Raw genomic sequence first — 20,244 nt, 5'->3', positions numbered from 1 at the left:
TAAAATAGACACTGTTACCATCATACACAATAATAGGACATTCATCAAGACATTTTAGAATTTTTTTATCCTAATCTTCTTTTTCTTCCATTTTTGCCAGTGTCTCTTTCTTAAACTGAGCATATCTTCCCTCTTCGATCGCTCCTCTGATATCTTCCATAAGATGATTATAATAATATAAATTGTGGAGAACGCAAAGCCGCATTCCAAGCATCTCTTTTGCTTTCAGCAGATGCCGGATATAAGCTCTTGAATAACGGCGGCAGGCCGGGCACTGACAGCCTTCTTCGATCGGGCGTTCATCCAGTTCGAATTTTGCATTGAACAGATTCAACTTACCATGCTTTGTATAAACATGACCATGTCTTCCGTTACGGCTTGGATATACGCAGTCAAAGAAATCCACACCTCTGTCTACCGCTTCCAGAATATTCGCCGGCGTTCCGACTCCCATCAGATAAGTCGGTTTGGCAACCGGAAGACAAGGAACTACTGCATCCAGGATCCGGTACATCTCTTCATGTGTCTCACCAACTGCGAGTCCGCCGACTGCGTATCCATCCAGATCCATCTCTGCAATCTGCTGTGCATGCTCTATACGGATATCTTCATAGACACCCCCCTGATTGATTCCGAAAAGCATCTGATGTTTGTTGATCGTATCATCAAGAGAATTGAGTCTTGCCATCTCTTCTTTACATCTTGCGAGCCATCTCGTTGTACGCTCTACCGATGCCTGCATATATTTCCTTTCTGCTACACTGGACGGACATTCATCAAATGCCATCGCGATCGTAGACGCCAGATTCGACTGAATCTGCATACTCTCTTCCGGTCCCATAAAAATCTTTCTTCCGTCAATATGGGAATTGAAGTATACACCCTCTTCCTTAATCTTTCTGAGTCCGGCAAGAGAAAACACCTGGAATCCACCGGAATCAGTAAGGATCGGCTTGTCCCAGGCCATAAATTTGTGCAGCCCGCCAAGCTTTTTCACTACCTGATCTCCCGGACGCACATGCAAATGATAAGTATTAGACAGTTCCACCTGTGTTCCGATTTCTTCAAGATCTGCGGTAGAAACAGCCCCTTTAATCGCTGCAATTGTTCCTACATTCATAAATACAGGAGTCTCGATCACTCCGTGTACGGTATGGAAGCGGCCGCGCTTGGCGCGACCGTCCCTTTTTATCAGTTCATACATAAAAATAACCTCTCTCATAAATTTAGTAATGACATACAACCGGTGTTCCGGAATCTACATTGTTGAACACCGTCTCTGCAACATCATACTGCAAGTTGACACATCCGCGTGACCCATGTTCCAGGTACCAGTCCCCGCCAAAATTCGTCTGCCACGGTGCATCGTGCAGTCCGATTCCACCGTTAAACGGCATCCAGTAAGTAACCGGTGATTCCCATTCGTAACTTCCATCTTCCTTCTTTGGTCCACGAAGGGTTGTATCTTTTTCTTTGTATTTCAGAATATATACTCCCTGCGGTGTAGCATCTCCTCTGCTTGGCTTACCGGTAACGATCGGTCCCTGTGTCACAATTGCACCATTTACAAAAAGATACAGATACTGGTTTGTCAGATCGACTTCAACATAAGTATTCCCCCAGTCTGCTCCGTCATGACTTGCTGCAGTCTGTGAATAATTCGCCTCTCTCGTTACAGTCTCTCCATTGCGGATATTCGCTTCAAGGGCTGCAATCTCGGCAGCTTCATCAATGATCCATCCATAGTCTCCACCTTCAACCGTTGCACTGTTGCCGCCTCCGGTTGTAAATGTTCTCTTTGTCTGGTAAGTGTCATACTTACTCTCCAGCTGCTGTACATATTTTACAACTGCATCACTGTTAAAGGTAACTGCCATGTTATCATCTACCGTTACCCACTGGGAAATCAGATCTTTATCTACAACTTCTGTATTCGAACCAAAGGTATAAGTGATACTTGCCTTCAGATACTTATTCATATCGTCACATGCTTTCTTCACTTCTTCTGACTCGATTGTGTATTTTGGTTCTACATAGCAGTCTTCAGCGGTCATATCAATCTCGCTTTTGAAACCTTCGATTGATTCTTTCACTACCTTTTTGAAATTCTCGGTATCAATCTTACTTCCGGTCTCCCCGGCTTTGACTACATACGAATTGCCGTCATACTCCGGATGTGCATTTACCGGTTCAACCTGCTGATCTGCCTGCATACACTCGAGACCGTTAATCAGGGTATCCAGCTGGTTTTCGTCATATGTAACACCGACTGATGCCGTAATTGTCTGTGTCTTTCCAAGGCAGACCGGCCACAGAAATGCATTCTGCTCTTTTACGAGCTTCTGCAGTTCATCTCCTGCTTTGTACGCAAGAGAAATATCTGTTCCGGCAATCTTCTCTTCTGTTCCGTCTGATTCCTTCATCGTGAGAACATATCCATCTACCTGACTCTTCATGTATGACTCTACTGCCGAAACTGATTTTCCGGAAAAGTTCACACCATTGATCTTCGTATTAAAATAGAAATGATTCATGAAATATACGGAAAATCCAAGATAAACAACCGCTGCCACTCCAACCACAGCGCCAACTATAATTTTAACCACTTTACCGGACTTTTCAGAGCCTTGCTTTTTCTTCCGTTTAGTTCTTCTATGCGGCTTTTCCTCTTCTTCATCAAAGAAAGAATCATCAAAAATTTCTTCCTCATCCGGATTGAATGCTTCTGCATCTCCACTGCTTAAAATATCTGCACTTTTAATAACCGGTGGTACTGCTGTCTCTTCTTCATCCCGCCATTCTTCTGCTCCATCCAGATCCAGAAGCCCGGTCTCTTCACGAACTACTTTCTTTTTCCGGCGCGGAGCCTTTTTCTTAACCGGTCGATCTTCGCCTGAGGCTGCTTTATGATCCACACCATCGCCAGATACGTGATGGCCTGAAGGACGTTTTGTTTTAGTGACTTTCTTTTTCCGCGGTCTTTCTTCGCTTTTCTGTTCTTTTTCATTGATGTCCTTCACCTCACTTACAGTCTGCTCTCTGATCTCTTCCATGATTTCATCTACTGTGCTGTCAAGATTTCTTTCGTTTTTTTCATTCATACTCTTTTCACTCATTTATACTATTGACTTCCTTTTTTCACTCAATATGTAGTCATTATAATACGAAGGGGCGTGTAAATACAATACATAACTTTAACTTTCATATTTTTATCACTTGTTGGGATGAGAATCTTCTATTATAATAATGAGGTGATTTTGGGGAAATGAATGATTTGCGTTGTGATGACAAATAGAATAAACGAAATGTTTCAAATCCCATCGCGCAAGTGTTCTTCTGCTTTATTGTTCGTTTTTTCGTTTTGACTGATTCACAAATTAATTCTTTATAAATAAAAGCTTACAGAAAGGATGGTATATAGTATGGCAGGATCTATTTATGGAAGATTGTTTCAGATTTCTACATGGGGGGAATCGCACGGAAAGGGGATCGGTGTTGTGATCGACGGGTGTCCGGCAGGGCTTTCTCTTTCAGAGGGGGATATCCAGGTTTATCTGGATAGAAGAAAACCCGGACAAAGCCAGTTTACAACCGGACGTAAGGAAAGTGATATGGCACAGATCTGGTCCGGCGTATTTGAAGGCCGGACGACCGGAACTCCGATTTCAATTCTCGTACAGAACCAGGATCAGCGTTCCCGTGATTACGGAAATATTATGAACACATACAGGCCGGGACACGCAGATTATACATTTGATGAAAAGTATGGTTTCCGTGATTACAGAGGAGGGGGACGCTCTTCCGGAAGAGAAACTACTGCCAGAGTTGCAGCAGGTGCAGTTGCTGCTAAGATTTTGAAAGAACTTGGCATTGAAGTACATGCTTATACGAAAGCAATCGGTCCGGTATCTGTTCCGGAAAATGAATACCATCCGGAAGAGATTTTCCAGAACCCGATTTATATGCCAAGCAACGCATATGCCCAAAAAGCATCTGCCTATCTGGAAGAATGTATTAAAAATCAGGATTCTTCAGGAGGCATCATTGAATGTGTTGTTACCGGTATGCCGGTAGGAATCGGTGATACCGTATTTGAAAAACTGGACGCCAATCTTGCCAAAGCAATGCTGTCCATCGGAGCAGTCAAAGGCTTTGAGATCGGTGACGGCTTTAAAGCTGCAGATACAAAAGGAAGTATCAACAATGATTCCTTCCATACAAAAGATGGAAGGATCACCAAAGACACCAACCATGCAGGCGGTGTCCTCGGCGGTATGAGTGACGGAAGCAAGATCATCTTCCGCGCGGCAGTAAAGCCGACTCCGTCCATTTCACAGCCACAGTCCACCGTCACCAAAGATGGAGAAAACACCGAAATGATCATTAAAGGACGTCACGACCCGGTCATCGTCCCACGCGCCGTCGTAGTCGTAGAATCCATGGCCGCAATCACGATCCTCGATCTGCTCTTCACCAACATGAGTGCCCGAATGGACAAACTCAAAAGCTTCTACGGCACTGAAAAATAAACCCAACAATCTTCCGTCCTCATCGCATCCGGCTACTCCGGTGAAAAAGGTAAATCTTAGTCGGCAGCCTTGAGGATGGAGCTTCTGTCGTTTCTCTGCATCTATAATTCCTCATCTGCCTTCTTTCTCCCGTGCCATGAAATTAGCAATTTTCTTGTTGCCTTATTACTTCCGCTAACATCGACAGCAGTTTATCAAGCTCAATGGGTTTTGCGATATGACCATTCATACCAACCGCAAGAGCATCTCTCTTATCTTCTTCAAATGCATTTGCTGTCATTGCAATGATAGGTATGCATGCTTTATCCTTATCCGGCAGGCGTCTGATTGCCTGTGTTGCTTTATAACCGTTCATTTTCGGCATCTGAATATCCATCAGGATCATATCATATGTACCTGCCGGCATCTTTTCTATCATATTTACACATTGAATGCCATCCTCCACACGTTCTGTTTTAAGGCCGGCACGCTCAAGGATTGCTTCTGCGATCTCTGCATTCAGATCATTATCCTCTGCCAGAAGGATATTCCTGCCTTCAAGGATTTCGCTGCCTGTTCCAGACTCTTCAATATGTTTTTTTACATAATAGCTTTCATCGGCTATCTTATGTTTAAGTGTAACTGTAATGGTGCTGCCCTTTCCAAGTTCACTCTCTACATCTATTGTTCCACCAAGCAGATCAACATATTTCCGGACTATCGACATTCCCAGTCCGGTTCCTGCGATTTTGCTCTTTGTAGTGTTCTGTTCACGTGTGAATGCGTCGAAAATCTTCGTCATATAATCCTGACTCATGCCAATTCCTGTATCACTCACTCTGTTCCTCACGATCATGTACCCTGGCTTGTCGCATGGCAATTCATCTACGTTCATCATAACAGAACCACCGGACGGAGTATATTTTATAGCATTGCTCAGGATGTTGACAAATATTTCTTTCACCTTGGTAACATCTGTCAGTACATGCTCATGTTCTACATTCATCGTGTAATGAAGCGCAATATTCTTTTTCCTTGCTTTCTCATCAAATACTGCAAACAAAGACTTCCTGACATCTTCAATCCGGCAGTAATTCTCATCAAGTTCCATCCTTCCACTCTCGATCCGGGCCATATCCAGTACATTATTTATGATTGACAGGAGAAGATTCCCCGACTGCTGCAGTTTTTCCAAATGTTCTAAGGTTTCAGGCATGTCTTTTTCTTTCAGTTCATTCTCCATAAGCTGTGCATAGCCCAGAATTACATTCATAGGAGTACGGATGTCATGTGACATATTGTTAAGGAAACGAGTCTTTGCGAGACTGGCATCCTCTGCTTTTTCCAGAGCAATCTCCAGTTTATTATTGAGTTTTTGTGTATTATTTGCTGCAAGCTTTGCAACAGTTTCTGCTTTTCTTGCCTTCCGCAAAAGTACGAGGATAATAACAATAATGCTAAATGCAGAGAATCCTGCGGCGAGAAAAAAAGCAAGCATATTGTCTTTTACAAAGTCCGAAAAGTTTACCTTATCTGCCGTACTGTCATAGATAGCAAGTGCACTTGTAAGCATGTCAGACGGCATGGCCTTTAAGGTTTTATTCAGTATTGATAAAAGACTACCCTCTCCACCTCTTACTGCAAAGCATGCCTCCATTGTTTTTGTAAGTGGAACACTCTTGAAATTTCGACTGTTATCATATATCATCGCCTGGCTTGCTCCCATGAGGAAACAGTCTGCCTTTTCATTCAAGACCATATCTGCCGCATCATCAAGCGAATCACAATCTACCAGCTTCCATTGTGGATAACTGAAAGCAATATGCTGCTTTAAGGCTTCTTTTTCCTTTGGCACAGCTACTGTATACACATTATACTCATCAAAATTTTTCTCATCAGTTACCGCCATCAGACTGTAAGTCCAAGCTGTGTTTGTAAGTGCATATCCTTTTTCTTCTGCAAAACTGGGATTTCTGCCGGCATAAAAAATCATGTCAATCTCATGCTCTTGTAAAGCCTGAATCATTTCGTCATAATCATTGTATTCATGTATATTAAATTCCAGTATCTGATTCCCCAGACAGCCTTTGGCATAGGATACATATTCTGCCAGCATTCCGGTAAGTTTTCCAGTTTCTTCGTCCATGGAAAATACCGCCGGATCATTGCTCTGAAATCCGATCCGGATGTTACCATGTTCTTCCACCCAGGACTTTTCTTCACCTGTAAGAATCTGACTATATTCAAGCGTAAAATACTTCTTATACAAATCTGCCTTAAAAAATGGACTATCTTGATCTAGCTTGCGCATTGCCCAGTCCAGCTCCGTCTTGATATCGCTGCGCTCTTTATTTATTGCAAAATATATGCCTGATTTGCCAATCGTGGTAACAGATGATATTCCCTGTTCAGACCAGACGGATTCCTCCAAAGATACAAAAGCATCAATCTCATGATTCGCTAATTTCTTTTCGACATCATCGTTATTATTCACATTTACATGCTCTGTATGTATGCCATTCTTATTTTCCCATTCTGTCAGCATAATTTCCGGTTCTGTATCCATGAGCACACCTACTCGTTTCCCGTCCATAGATTTGAAATCGGACATTCCCAGATCCATGTTTGACAAATCAGCATAAAGAATATATTTTTCTTCACCCATCGCTTCATCTGAAAAAAGCATCCTTTGTTCACGTTCATCGGTATAAGAGATATCGCCCATGATATCAATCTCACCATTTTCAAGCTTATCAAAGCAGTTGGACCAGTCACATTTCACGTACTCAAATTTCCATCCGGTATAGCCTGCCAGAGCCTGCAGGAGTTCATACCCATATCCTCGTCTGACACCGTTTTTATCGATATAATCAAAGGTATCTTCAAAGGATCCGATACGGACGATCTGTGACTGTTTTTCATCATTATTCTTTTCAGCGGCCCGGCAGTGTACTGATAATATCATCCACATTCCTAAAATCACAAATATACCTGCAAATAGTACGTCTGATTTTTTTCTACTTTTGTACATTGTTCTTTTCTCCTTAAATCACCAGATTATTACACGTCACAAACCCAAAAATTTCAGCATGGTTGGGACAAGAATATTCATATCAACAGGCTTTGCAACATGAGCATTCATTCCAACAGAAAGACCCTTTTGTGCATCTTCTGCGAAAGCATTGGCAGTCATCGCAATAATAGGGATCCTGGCTTTTTTCGTATCCTTCATCTTTCGGATAGCTAATGTAGCATCATATCCATTCATAACCGGCATCTGGATATCCATAAGGATCATCTTGTAATAATCAGCATCAGCCTTTTCAATCATGTCAATACATGCAACACCATCATTGGCAGTCTCAACAATACATCCTTCTTCCGTCAATAATTCCGTTGCGATTTCAGTGTTGATCTCATTATCTTCGACCAGTAAGATCCGAACACCGTTCAAACAATTCTTATTGCGCAAATTACTGTTTTTCTTTACCAGAGAATCGTCTTCTGACGCTTTTCTGCAAGGAATAGTTACTGTAAATGTGGAACCTTTACCCTGCTTACTTTTCACTTCTATTGTGCCATCCATGAGCTCTACAAGCTTTTTTGTAATGCCCATTCCGATGCCGCTGCCCTCAATATGACTGGATGTAGTGTTACGTTCTCTTTCAAAAGTTTCAAAAACACGCTTTTGGAATTCTTCAGACATACCAATTCCATTATCGGTAATACTAATGATCATATTGCACCAGTCTTCTTTTTCACAGGATTTCTGTACAACATTACAGGATATCCAACCTCCTGTATTTGTATACTTTATTGCATTGCTTATTATATTAAGACAGACTTCTGACAAGTGAGGTTCATCCATATACACATACGGATACATGATTTGTTCTGTCAAAGAGATCGTCTGATTTTTACTTTCTGCCTGTTGTTGGAACATAATGACACAATTTTCAAAGCACTCATGGACATTTGAAACAGTGTATTCCATCTCAACCTTATTATTCTCAATTCTTGCAAGATCTAAAACATTACCAAGCATCGACAAAAGTTCTTTTCCGCATATTTGGATTTCTTCAAGATATCTGCCAAGCTTATCTGTTTCCTGCAAATGTCTGGATGCCAGTTCTGCATAACCAATGATTGCATTCATAGGAGTTCTGATATCATGAGACATATTTAACAGAAATGATGATTTTGCTTTGTTTGCACATTCCGCTTTTAATTTAGCTTCCCGCAATTCTTCCTCTTGTTTTAATTCCCTCAATTTTTCATCTGTCACATCTCTATTTGCAAACAACACGGATGTCACATTTCCATTTTTATCATAACTCTGAGGAACAACCATGGAAAGAAACCATGATCCATCCTTCTTTTTGAATTCGGAAGACATAGATTCTTTATTATGAAGACGTACCGCCATGGTTTGTATGTCAAAAAATTCCATATACTTCTGCACAAATGGTTCTGCTATAATATCTTCGATAATCTTGAACTGAGGATCCCAATCTGCAGTATTCTCTTTAATACCCATATCCATTTCTCGAGATCTTTTGACAAGTTCTATCTTCTTTGTTTTTAAGTTCAGCCTTGAGATATGATAATAAGCAGTACCTAATGCATGAAGGGCCTGCCGGGTTTTTTTGACCTGCTTCCCCAATGCGAGAGGGAACTCTTCACCGTCCATCTGTTCCAGATCCGGTGTTGAATGATGCAGATGCTGAACCAGCCATTTTCCATTCGTCCACTTATAGATAATCGTAAATCTTGTCTCCATTTTAAAACAGATTGAACCATCTTTAAACAGACCAGTAAAATCTACTGTTCCATGTGCAAGAACATGGTCATCATCAAGTCTTTCTTCTTCCTGATGTAAATTTCTTACTTCGAGTCTGATTTTTCCTCTTCGTTTTACATCAAATTTGAATGATTCTAAAAACTCATGCAGATTCGTGAATAACTCATGTTTCCCAGTTCCAATCAGACTGATATTTTCATCAAAATAATTTTCTATACCAAGATTATTTACTGATCCGTCATTAATATATATTTTCAAAAGTTGTTCTGTGAGTTTTTTAAAATCATCCATACGCTACCCTCTCTTTAAAATTTGAAAGTCTCTGTACTTCATGGTAATAGCTACTTTCATCCATCTCCGATAATAATCATTATTGTAACGCACATCTGCTGCCTAATCCAGCAAATGTGCGTGTAAGATACTGATCAATTCCTCTATATCTATCGGTTTGGATAAGAACCCATCCATACCACATTCCAGTGCTTCCTTTCTGTCCTCATCAAAAGCATTGGCAGTCATGGCAAGGATGGTAATTCCCGCCAGTGCCGGATCATCCAGCGCACGGATCTGCCTGGTGGCCTCGTATCCATTCATTATCGGCATCTGCACATCCATCAGCACCAGATCATAATTCCCCGGCTTCGAATTCTTAACTTTCTCCACGGCCTCTGCTCCATTTTCGGCAGTGTCAACCAGAAAGCCATATTCATTAAGGAGCTCCACCGCAATTTCACTGTTCAGTTCATTGTCTTCCACAAGTAATATACATCTGCCTCTGAAATCCGAACCTGCTTCCGGAAGAATTGAATCCTCTGACTCGAACTGGCTCTGACCGATAGCAGTCATCAAAGTCTCTCTGATATCTGACATGAACAAAGGCTTTGCGCAGAATGCAGTCACTCCTGCTGCCTTGGCTTCTGCTTCGATATCAGACCAGTCATAAGCCGTCAGGATTATGATCGGTGTATCATCTCCAAGGCTGCGGATCTGGCGGGTGACTTCAATGCCATTCATATCCGGCAGACGCCAGTCAATGATATAAGCATGGAACGCATCTCCCAGTTCCACTGACTGCCGTGCACGGAGAACCGCCTCCCTGCCGGAAAGTGTCCATTCCGAACGCATTCCGACCCTCATAAGCATTTTTGTCACACTGTCACAGGTATTAAAGTCATCATCTACAACCAGTGCCTTAAGCCCCTCCAGCTCTGCGATTTTCTCTATACGTTGGTGCTCAGACTGAATCCGGAATGACAGACGAACAATAAATTCGGTGCCTTTGCCCTGTTCTGTCTGAACCTCAATGGTTCCGCCCATCATATCCACAATATTCTTAGTGATCGCCATACCAAGTCCTGTGCCCTGGATCCTGCTGACTGTGGACGTCCTCTCCCTCTCAAAAGGAGAAAAAATCTTCTGCACAAATTCCTGGCTCATGCCGATTCCGTTGTCCTTTACCCGGATCTCGTACAGCTCGCTGCCTTTTACTTTCCCAGGGTACTGTCTGATCCGGACAGAAACGGTTCCTCCTGCAGGTGTAAACTTAACCGCATTAGACAAGAGATTCAGCAGCACCTGATTCAGCCGCGTCTTATCACAATAGACATTCTCATTTGTGACATCCATGGCATCCATATAAAGCTCCAGCTGCTTCGCATGAATCTGCCCACTGATAATGGTCTTCAGATCATGAAGCACATCAGACAGGCTGACTTCTGTTTCTTCCAAGTGGATCTTTCCACTCTCAATCCGACTCATGTCCAATATATCATTGATCAGCGAAAGCAGATGATTACTTGAGGAAAGTATCTTGCCCAGATAATCCCGAACTCTTTTTTTGTCGTCAATATTACTTACAGCCAATGTCGTAAAACCGATAATCGCATTCATTGGTGTCCGGATATCATGAGACATATTGGAAAGGAAAGTACTCTTTGCCTTGTTTGCTGTCTCCGCTGCACGTACTGCCTCAGAAAGTGCCTGATTCATTTTCCAGTCAGAGGTACGGTCTGACATAACCAGAATATATTTCTTTTTCCCGTTTACCTCACTGCCCATTGCAATATTATGGAATCTGCGTCTTTCTCCTGTCTTCATATGAACATATTCAAAATCCCTTTCTCTCTGTTCATGAACCTGGATTTCCTCCAGATAATTTTTGTATGGATCTTCACATTCCGGCGGATGCAGTTTTCCCAGGGCACGAATATCTTTACTGATCTGTTCTACTGTAATACCCAGTAGTTTTTCCACATTTGGACTGACGTAATCTGCCTGATATGTTTTTGCATCCAACATCAGGAAAACATCCTCTACATTCATCGAAAGCTTTTGAAACAGTTCATCACGGTACAGAATCTCCGTATCCTTTTTCCTGAGGTCTGTTCTGCCTTTTTGAATAATCAGACTGATAAAAAATGCAGCAATACAGAATACAACCACACTGACAAGAAATATCGTACTACGCTGCAGACTGTTCAAACTGGAATTAACGATATCTGCCCTTACAAGTCCCAGAAAGATCCAGTCCTGGATATCCGATTTTTCATAGATCAGATAATAGTTCCTTCCATCCAGATTTAGCAGCATTGCACCGGTGCGTCCTGCTTTAAACTTATCCGAAAGCTCATTGATCTCATTTTCAGACATATCAGAATGCTCCCTCAGAACACCGAAGAAATTATACACATTCCCCCATGACTTGGAAGAATGGTCAACCACAACACGACCATCCGGATGAGCAATAAAACTCTGAGCATTTCCATTGAAAGCGGAAATATCCAGTACATCTACGATATCAGAGTTTTCATACGCAATGGCGATCGCATCATATTCAAATCCCTGATAAATTCCATGCGCCCTGGGAGTAGCAAAAACAAGCAGCTGGGATTTCCCGGGAACTGCCACGTTCGTTATCACATCTTTTCCCTGCCGGATCTCCTCTTCAATATTTTCCTGTAATCCAAGGTATCCGTTTTCCCCTGTTGCCCTCTTATAGTTCCCGTCAGCAGACAGAAAAAAGAAGTCCAAAAAGCCGGCAGCTTCCTGCGCTTTCTTTATATGATCATGGATTTCGTCTTCGTTGGAAATATCCTGCAGATTCTCTCCCCACATATGAAGATATGTCAGGTTCTTATCTGTCAGTTCCCTCAGCATATTATCAGACTGATGAAAAACCTCCGTCAGATGAGAAACACTTTCTTCATAAATAGTTTTCGACACAAATCCAAAATATCGAAAAACCATCAAAACAATTCCCACAAAAACAGCAATAAAAACTGCTATCCTTAACCATTTTCTCGTGACAGGATTCTCTCTTTTTGTATTATGATTCTTAATATCCATTCTTCTCACCTCAGAGTCATATAATCTTCAGGCTCTGCAAGAATGACATCACCATCTGAAATATATCCTGTCCAGTTGTCTTTCACATTGATATCTCCTCCATCAAACACAATATTCTCATCTGTCGGATAAGCTTTCATGTGTTTTGGTATCGCAAGACAGGTTACTGTAAAAGCATCATTGTCCTGAACTTTTTTTCCATCTTTTGTAACTTTGCTCAGTGTATAACCATTTTCTGTTTCTTTGACTTCCACAGAAATGCCGCTGAACACAGGCAGGGAGCCACGATTGAACGGAACAAAACCACCCTGGTAGCCTTCTACAAAGTTTTTAACTGTCTCTTTTAGTTCAGCTCCGCTCATCTTACTGCTGTAAGCCGAAAGACCATTTGGCATGATCATGTCACCAGCCATTTTTTCAGTATAACCGACCTTCAGTACATTTCCTGTAAAGCTGTTTCCGGTTGCGATCAGTACATCCGTCCCATAAATGCCACGCAGAGTGTTTGCCATAACCGAATAAGCTGCATTGCCCCCACTGCTATGAAAGCGGTTGGAATAGGATTTCTGCGAATCCAACACGATATTCTCTGAAGTTGATCCCTCCGCAAGAAGCTGAGTGTTAAATGACTCATAGGCCTGCTCTGCATCGTATTCTCCTGAGATCATCCTGGAAACCACATCCTTGGAAACAGAGAAAAAGTCATTTGACGCAATGCGGATATACATACGATTTTCTTCGATCACAGGTTTCACATCTTTCAGATATTCCGTAAGCTGCATATTCACATCCTGACTGTAGCTTAACAGGTCCTGCCCATCATAAATGATCTGCTTCTGTGCATCCTCTGAAAGCATTGTGTTCAGAACCTTCATTGCTTTCTTTCGGCGTGCTTCATTCTTTGCCAGGTCGCTGTTTAAAGCCACCTGGAAATACGGCGTAGTCATCAGCCACTTTTCACCATCCTTCTGGAAGAACGGAAGAAATGTTGTGTTTATCCCCTGATCCTGAAACATTTTCACCCCGGAAGAACTGCCAAAATACATGGCAAGCTTACCACTTTGATACATCTCAACTATATCATCATAATTCATATCCAGATCATCCCGGCTCAGACCGGTATCCCGGATAAACTGTTCCATATGTTCAAAAGCCGCCGGCCAGACTGTACTGTCCAGACCTTCTCTCTTTGTATTATCCGGGTCACTGTAGGCAGTGCGCCACTTGCGTCCATCCACGGAAGACAGTTCTGACGCTGACAGACCCTGCAGTGTCTCCATACAGGTATAATCATAATAATAGTCTGCCGTAAACCCGCGGATACCCACTTCGTCAAATACCTGGCAGGCAGAGACAAAGCTTTCATAATCTGTTGGCAACGGAATATCATATTTCTCAAAAAGATCTTTGTTCACCACAAAACCATGCGCATCCGCACACACCGGAAGCCAGTTTACGCTTCCATCCTCATTCATAAAATTGCTAAGGTAGGTGTCATAGACAGCACCTGCAACATTGGTTGTGGAAAGATCCATCAGACTGTCTTTCAGAGGACTGGCGTCATGCAGTGAAAAACGACAGCAGGTTATAATATCCGGCAGTCCACCGTTCTCCTTAAGGAACTTGTAGAAATCCAGATCATTATTGCCTACGACAAATTCAACATTGATATCCGGGAGCTGTTTCTGAATATAAGGTGCATATTTTTCATACAGGCTTGTACTCCATAAATACACCGTGATTGTTTCTGCATCTTCTTTTTCTGCGCTTTTGCTGCCACATCCTGACAGAAGCGATATGGCTGTCACCATCACCAAAAGTACAGCAAGTATCTTATTCCATTTTTTCTTTTTCATTACGAATCTCCCATTTGAAATTATTTTCCGCTAGTTCAACAATTCATGAATTACCTTTACCAGTAAATTCCCATCAACAGGCTTGGAAATATGCTCATCCATCCCTGCTTCTTTTGCTCTTATTCTGTCCTCTGTGAATGCATTTGCTGTCATTGCAATGATCGGTATTTCCTTAGCATCCTCTCTGTCCATAGAACGGATCCTCTTTGTGGCATTATAACCATTCATGACTGGCATCATGATATCCATCAGAATCACATCAAATTCACCAGGTCTGCTTTTTTCAAATATTTCAACAGCCTCCAGTCCATTCCATGCTTTGGTCACTTCAGCGCCTTCATTCTGAAACATAAATTCTGCAATTTCCATGTTCAGCTCATTATCTTCCGCCAGAAGAATGTGCAGCCCCTTTATCGTTTTTTCTGATGCATCCTTCTGTTCTTTCCGTTTATCCGTAGCCAGATCTATTCTGAATGGAACCTGGATCACAAATGTTGTCCCAACACCTTCTTTACTTTTAAACATAATGGTTCCACCCATTTTTTCAACCAGTTTTTTGGTAATTGGCATTCCCAGACCTGTTCCGGCAAATTTTGTGCGGCTTCCTGCATGTTCCTGTGCAAATGGTTCAAAAATATGTTTTTGGAACTCTTCTGCCATTCCGATTCCGGTATCCCGGCAGACAAATTTCATTATCGCCGTTTCTGGCTGTTCGGATGGAATTTCTACGCAGCTGATATAAATATGTCCGTTTTCTCTGTTATATTTCACCGCATTCGACAGAATATTCATCATCACACGTTTCACATACCCCGGACTTCCGATAAGATTCCGGTGTATGATTTCTTTTTTCTCCCACGCAATCCGAATATTCTGTTCTGCTGCAATCTGTTCAATCACAACAAATACTTCCCTGAAAATACCGCTCAGATTGAATGGTATTTCTTCCAGAATCACTTCATCTGACTCCAGCTTACTCATATCCAGGACATCGTTTACCAGTTCCAGAAGCAGATGAGAGGCCTCTTTGACTTTTGCCCTGCATTCCGTCTGTTTTTTCATATCGTCTGCATAATGATCTGCCACATTGAGCACGCCGCAAATTCCATTAATCGGAGTCCGGATATCATGGCTCATTCGCTGAAGAAACTCTGTTTTTGCCTCATTGGCGGCTTCTGCCTTTTTAGCTGCTATCAGAAGTTCTGCTTTATATTTTTCATCTTTTTCCTGTTCCAGTTTCTGATGTGTCAGATTGGTTTTATATGGCCAGAACCAGAATAAACCGAACATCAAAAAATAAAGAAAAATAACACTCATCACATTTAATGGAAGGTTGTGGAATACTTCCGTATCAGGAAGATATGCATAGATATAATAATCACGCTGCTTCAGCATGATTCCGTAACATCCGATTCCTTCTTTCTTAAAATGATAGATATGTTGACTGTCTGTATGCTTTTTCATTGCCTGAACCACTTCGTTGTCAGCTGTATTCTGCCCCAACAGGCTCTCATCATTGCAGGCAACAACTGTCCCATTGTCTGCAACAAGAATCGTTCCATCTTTCTGAGTACTATAACCGTTTAAAAGCCCCTGTATCGTCAGTGTATAGTTTCTGGCAAATTCAGGAGAAGTGTAATAGTAGATTGCGACGATGCCCGGTGCATCTTTTCTGGCACAGGCTGCAATATCGATATGTGACCCATCTTCCCTGGTAAACCGTTCCGAATAGCTTCTTTCTTCATATCCGGCAAAATCCATGATGATGTCTTTTTGCAGATACTCCGTAATCTCATTAGTCAGAGACTCATCTGTGCTGTATTCACAGTCCGTCTTTCCATCTGCATCCAATACAAGGATACCATCCACCCAGAGAGTCTGCAGATTTCCCTTCAGAAAATCCCGGCTTAGCTGCCCGCCGTTTTCTGTTTCCGTTTTAATATTTGTACTCATCTGTCTGGCACTTTCAATGGCACGGAGGAGACTTTTGGATTCCGATGATTCATTATAATGGGTGTAGGTGGAACACTGCACTTTCACATAATTTACAATCTCCACCATTCTTTTCTCTGCTTCCGCTTTTTCTGCGTGGAAGAAATAAAACAGGGAGACTACCACCACACAGATTCCAAGCAGACCGCCGAGCAGCTGGATTCGTTTTTCTTTTTTCTTAATATCCAAGATCATCCACCTCCAGATACTTCTGGGGATCATCCAGATATTTTTCAATGATTTTCAGGGATGTGCCATCCTGGCGCATTTCTTCCAATGTCTGTTCCATCTGCTCACAGATTCCTCTGTCATCATCTTTTGCAAAAGCAACACCTATTCCGGTGATCATCAGAGGCTCTTCCAGGATACGGAAGCTTGTATCATAATCCTCCATATACTGGACAACAGATTCCTCATGTGCGGCAACTGCATCCACATACCTTTTTCCCAGAAACGTATAGATCAGTTCCCGGTGTCCAAGACTGATCAGATTGCCCAGTTTTGGGATTCTCTCATCCATCCTGTCCAGAAAGATACCTTCCGGTTTGGTTGTGGACTGGACAGCCAGATTCTTTCCCTCCAGATCACTCAACTTATAGATATCGCTGCTCTCGTTTACGGCTACCACCTGTCGACTTGCTATGTATGGTCCTGCCCAGCGGTAATCATCAAGGCGTCCTTCCATGGAAAAGCAGCCCATGATACAGTCAATCTCTCCGCTTTCTACCAATTCTTTTTTCTTCTCCCAGTTGATCTGGACAACATCCACCTGATATCCCATTCTTTTGAAAGCTTCTGTAGCAAGTTCTACATCTATGCCCGTAGGTACACCATCCTCATTCAGATAATTGTATGGTGGGTAGTTATCGCTGCCGAGTGTAATGACCGGCTTTTCTGTTTCTTCTCTGGTGTTATCTATGTTTTTACACCCTGCCAGGGTGACTGCTAAAATTTCCGCAAGCAGAATGCCTGCAATTACTCTTTTCCCTTTCATTTTCCGCCTATTCCTAACTATCCTTTTCGTTTTTTTCATATATCTATGAAATAAAAAAACACTGTCCTACAGACAGTGCATCTCATTTCATGCAACTGGCTGCCATTTTACAGGCCCTGTAGCTTTGCGTCCCAGATTTTCATCTGGTTTGCCGATCATCCTATTATAGTTTTTAAACTTATGCAAAAACATTGATGTTATTATACTCCCACAATCTATCGTGCATAAGAAAAACCTCACCGCTTTAACGCTGAAAAATAAAAAAAGAACAGCCGATACATATACTCGAACTGTTCTCCTACTTCCAAAGTCCACGCAGCATTGACATTACTGTTTCCTGCGTCATGATTCTCTCAGTGACGACTGGGAAATTCCCGGCAGCTGCGATAATCTGTGTTTACTGATATCACGCTTCTCACATAAAGATGTTATTTTATCTGCGATATACTTCTCTATCTGCAAGTAACTATACCTCATTTCTTTCTGTTATTACATGTTCTTATTGTACCTGTAATAGCAGAAAAATATTAGTTATCAATTTTGCAAGTAATTAGTTTTATTATAGGAAGTACATTCGTAAAATAAAATTTGAAAATACTTTCGTTTCCGCAAAAGTCTTTTTCGCTTATATTATCTTAATAATATCACAGACAGCTACGTTTGTCACATAAAAGTTTGGAAACTCAAACAAAAAGTAACCATTTAACCTTGACTTTTTATTTGCGGGCTACTTATAATTCTTTTACAAACTCAACTGTATTTTTTATATCTTCCTCATCCGGATGTCCTTTTGCAATACCACCTACCAGTTTAAATGGACCAAATGTATCATAACCCTTGCATCCGAATTTTCCTATCACTTTAGAACGCTTCTCGTCCAAAATCTGCTCTATGGATTTATAATTCGCACTTCCACCATAAGTACAGATCAGAAATACCTTTTTATCGTCCGGTAGATTCTTCTCTGCAAATCCCAATATCGACTGATGAAATTTTGAAAAATAGATTCCTGATGCAAATCCAATCATATCATAACTGCTCAGATCTACATCTGGCTGTTTTACAGCATCAATCAAATCGACCTGGCATTCTTCTGCTATGCCCTTTACTAGTTTTTCTGTATTTCCATGATGTACAGATGCGTATACGATTGCTTTTCTCATTTGTTTTCCTTTCTGCCTGTCTCCATTGTTTTAGTATTCTTTTGAAATTTCTCCTGTACCATCATGAGCATTTTTTCAAAAGACTGTGCAAACCTTACATCATCTTCTTCTGTTCGTTTTTTCGGTCCCTTGATATGATTCTTATGGGAACTTCTTCTGGCTTTTTTATTCAAATGACGTTCCATGAGCATCTGTTCAATATTGTCATTCGTGTACCATTTGCCCGATTGATGAATGGCATATGCACCTTTTCCTAGTGCCATTGCTGCAACACCATAGTCCTGTGATACGACAATATCTCCTTTATGGCAGATACTAATCAGTTTATAATCTACTGCATCTGCTCCTGCCCCTACTACAATCACTTCGCTATAATCAGAATACAAAATATGATTTGTATCACACAGCAATGTAGTTGGAATATTATATTTCTCTGCTATTGTCTCGATAATATCTACTACCGGACATGCATCTGCATCTACAAATATCTGCACTAGTGCCTCTCCATTTCTTTTTATATCTAAAATCTACTACAATAGAATTATACCACTATTCCCTCTTTTCACCAAACACTATTCTAGCACCACATCCCGCCGCTGACACTCTCATGGCAGAACCATTCCCATAACTTCCGTATGGCTTAGGATTTCTTTCTCTAAACCAATACCTGAATCTTCCACCATAACCTGCATATGGATATCTTTTTCCCCAATCCTGCATGTTAGTTACTACCGCTTCTTCTATTTTCTTTACTGTAGCTTCCGTTCCGACTGCAAGAAGAGCTTCTCCAACTGCTATTGTCATAACAGAATCATCTGTAAAGCTACAGCCTTTACTAAACAAATCAAACTTTTTTGTAATTAACTAAAATTAGTCAATTCTTACACGTTTTCTATTTTTCAAAAAAACCTCTATTTTCCTTATAAAACGGTTGCTTTTTCTATAAACTATAGTATAATAAAACTTGTCGTGTGTATAGAAATACTAAACTCTAGGTTTATTTTTATTTTTACAAACAATTTACAGAAAGGAGCTATTTATGAATATAGGACAGAAAGTAAGGGAGCTCCGTATTGCGAAAAATCTTACCCAGGAAGAACTTGCAGACCGGAGTGAGCTTTCGAAGGGATTCATTTCCCAGCTGGAACGGGATCTTACTTCTCCTTCTATCGCCACACTGGTTGATATTCTGCAGTGTCTCGGCACCAATCTGAATGAATTTTTCAGCGATGACGAGGAAGAACAGGTTGTCTTCGGTGATGAGGATTATTTTGAAAAAAAGGATACTGATCTGAAGAATACGATTGAATGGATCATTCCGAATGCCCAGCGCAATATGATGGAACCGATCCGTCTTACCCTGGCTCCGGGCGGTGCAACCTACCCGGATCTTCCACACGAAGGTGAGGAATTCGGATACGTGCTTCAGGGTTCCGTCAAAATCCACGTAGGCAATAAGGTCTACAAAGCTAAAAAGGGAGAATCCTTTTATTTTACTCCCCACGCAAAGCATTATATAGAAGCATCGTCTTCTTCCGGGGCACGCCTGATCTGGGTCAGCACTCCCCCAAGTTTTTAAGTACAC

At 41.6% G+C, this 20,244-nt stretch carries 13 protein-coding genes and 1 riboswitch; of the genes, 2 read left to right on the top strand and 11 right to left on the bottom strand.

Translation table 11 applies throughout. From position 1 onward, the window contains the following. Positions 1-70 precede the first annotated feature (70 nt). Both tgt and PGQ33_RS02940 read right to left on the bottom strand, forming a co-directional pair. A complete protein-coding gene (tgt, locus tag PGQ33_RS02945) occupies positions 71-1,204 on the bottom strand; it encodes a tRNA guanosine(34) transglycosylase Tgt (RefSeq protein ID WP_117834022.1) in 1,134 nt (377 codons plus the stop codon). 22 nt (positions 1,205-1,226) lie between these two features. Beyond that, entirely contained in the window at positions 1,227-3,116 is a 1,890-nt protein-coding gene (locus PGQ33_RS02940) for a L,D-transpeptidase family protein (protein ID WP_270205233.1), read from the bottom strand. 306 nt (positions 3,117-3,422) lie between these two features. Here PGQ33_RS02940 and aroC point away from each other — a divergent pair, with 306 nt between their 5' ends. Continuing rightward, a complete protein-coding gene (aroC, locus tag PGQ33_RS02935) occupies positions 3,423-4,529 on the top strand; it encodes a chorismate synthase (RefSeq protein ID WP_270205232.1) in 1,107 nt (368 codons plus the stop codon). 142 nt (positions 4,530-4,671) lie between these two features. Here the strand turns inward: aroC and PGQ33_RS02930 are convergent, their stop codons facing one another. The 9 genes from PGQ33_RS02930 to PGQ33_RS02890 all read right to left on the bottom strand — a co-directional run bounded on the left by PGQ33_RS02930 (position 4,672) and on the right by PGQ33_RS02890 (position 19,463). Beyond that, on the bottom strand, positions 4,672-7,539 hold the full coding sequence (locus PGQ33_RS02930) for a transporter substrate-binding domain-containing protein (protein WP_270205231.1): 2,868 nt from the start codon (positions 7,537-7,539) through the stop codon (positions 4,672-4,674). A gap of 36 nt (positions 7,540-7,575) precedes the next feature. Next, the gene (locus PGQ33_RS02925; RefSeq protein ID WP_270205230.1) at positions 7,576-9,600 is read right to left on the bottom strand and encodes an ATP-binding protein; all 2,025 of its coding nucleotides are present in this window, start codon (positions 9,598-9,600) and stop codon (positions 7,576-7,578) included. 102 nt (positions 9,601-9,702) lie between these two features. Beyond that, positions 9,703-12,654 (bottom strand): hybrid sensor histidine kinase/response regulator, encoded by a 2,952-nt coding sequence (locus tag PGQ33_RS02920; RefSeq protein ID WP_270205229.1) that lies wholly within the window; start codon positions 12,652-12,654, stop codon positions 9,703-9,705. Between the two features lie 5 nt (positions 12,655-12,659). Then, complete coding sequence (locus tag PGQ33_RS02915; RefSeq protein WP_195501726.1) at positions 12,660-14,510, bottom strand: ABC transporter substrate-binding protein; 1,851 nt, start codon at positions 14,508-14,510, stop codon at positions 12,660-12,662. Between the two features lie 30 nt (positions 14,511-14,540). Then, complete coding sequence (locus PGQ33_RS02910) at positions 14,541-16,697, bottom strand: response regulator (protein ID WP_270205228.1); 2,157 nt, start codon at positions 16,695-16,697, stop codon at positions 14,541-14,543. Further along, the gene (locus PGQ33_RS02905) at positions 16,681-17,496 is read right to left on the bottom strand and encodes a substrate-binding periplasmic protein (RefSeq protein ID WP_270205227.1); all 816 of its coding nucleotides are present in this window, start codon (positions 17,494-17,496) and stop codon (positions 16,681-16,683) included. The genes PGQ33_RS02910 and PGQ33_RS02905 overlap by 17 nt, the downstream gene beginning before the upstream one ends. An 87-nt stretch (positions 17,497-17,583) precedes the next feature. After that, positions 17,584-17,659: riboswitch (cyclic di-GMP riboswitch) on the bottom strand. 568 nt (positions 17,660-18,227) lie between these two features. Then, a complete protein-coding gene (locus PGQ33_RS02900; RefSeq protein WP_270205226.1) occupies positions 18,228-18,659 on the bottom strand; it encodes a flavodoxin family protein in 432 nt (143 codons plus the stop codon). Then, positions 18,656-19,153 carry a YaiI/YqxD family protein gene (locus PGQ33_RS02895; protein ID WP_117834005.1) on the bottom strand — a complete coding sequence of 166 codons (498 nt, stop codon included), beginning with the start codon at positions 19,151-19,153 and terminating at the stop codon, positions 18,656-18,658. Before PGQ33_RS02895 ends, PGQ33_RS02900 begins: the two co-directional genes overlap by 4 nt. Positions 19,154-19,208: 55 nt before the next feature. After that, complete coding sequence (locus PGQ33_RS02890) at positions 19,209-19,463, bottom strand: hypothetical protein (protein ID WP_117556196.1); 255 nt, start codon at positions 19,461-19,463, stop codon at positions 19,209-19,211. A gap of 235 nt (positions 19,464-19,698) precedes the next feature. On the opposite strand from PGQ33_RS02890, the gene PGQ33_RS02885 reads away from it, so the two are divergent. Beyond that, entirely contained in the window at positions 19,699-20,238 is a 540-nt protein-coding gene (locus tag PGQ33_RS02885) for a helix-turn-helix domain-containing protein (RefSeq protein ID WP_008374904.1), read from the top strand. Positions 20,239-20,244: the final 6 nt, after the last annotated feature.

The sequence above is a fragment of the Coprococcus sp. AM100_B19A genome, assembly GCF_027662015.1.
Classification (GTDB): domain Bacteria; phylum Bacillota; class Clostridia; order Lachnospirales; family Lachnospiraceae; genus Allocoprococcus; species Allocoprococcus comes.
The sequence above is the reverse complement of the archived record's forward strand: the minus strand, read 5'-3'. Positions and strand labels throughout refer to the sequence as shown.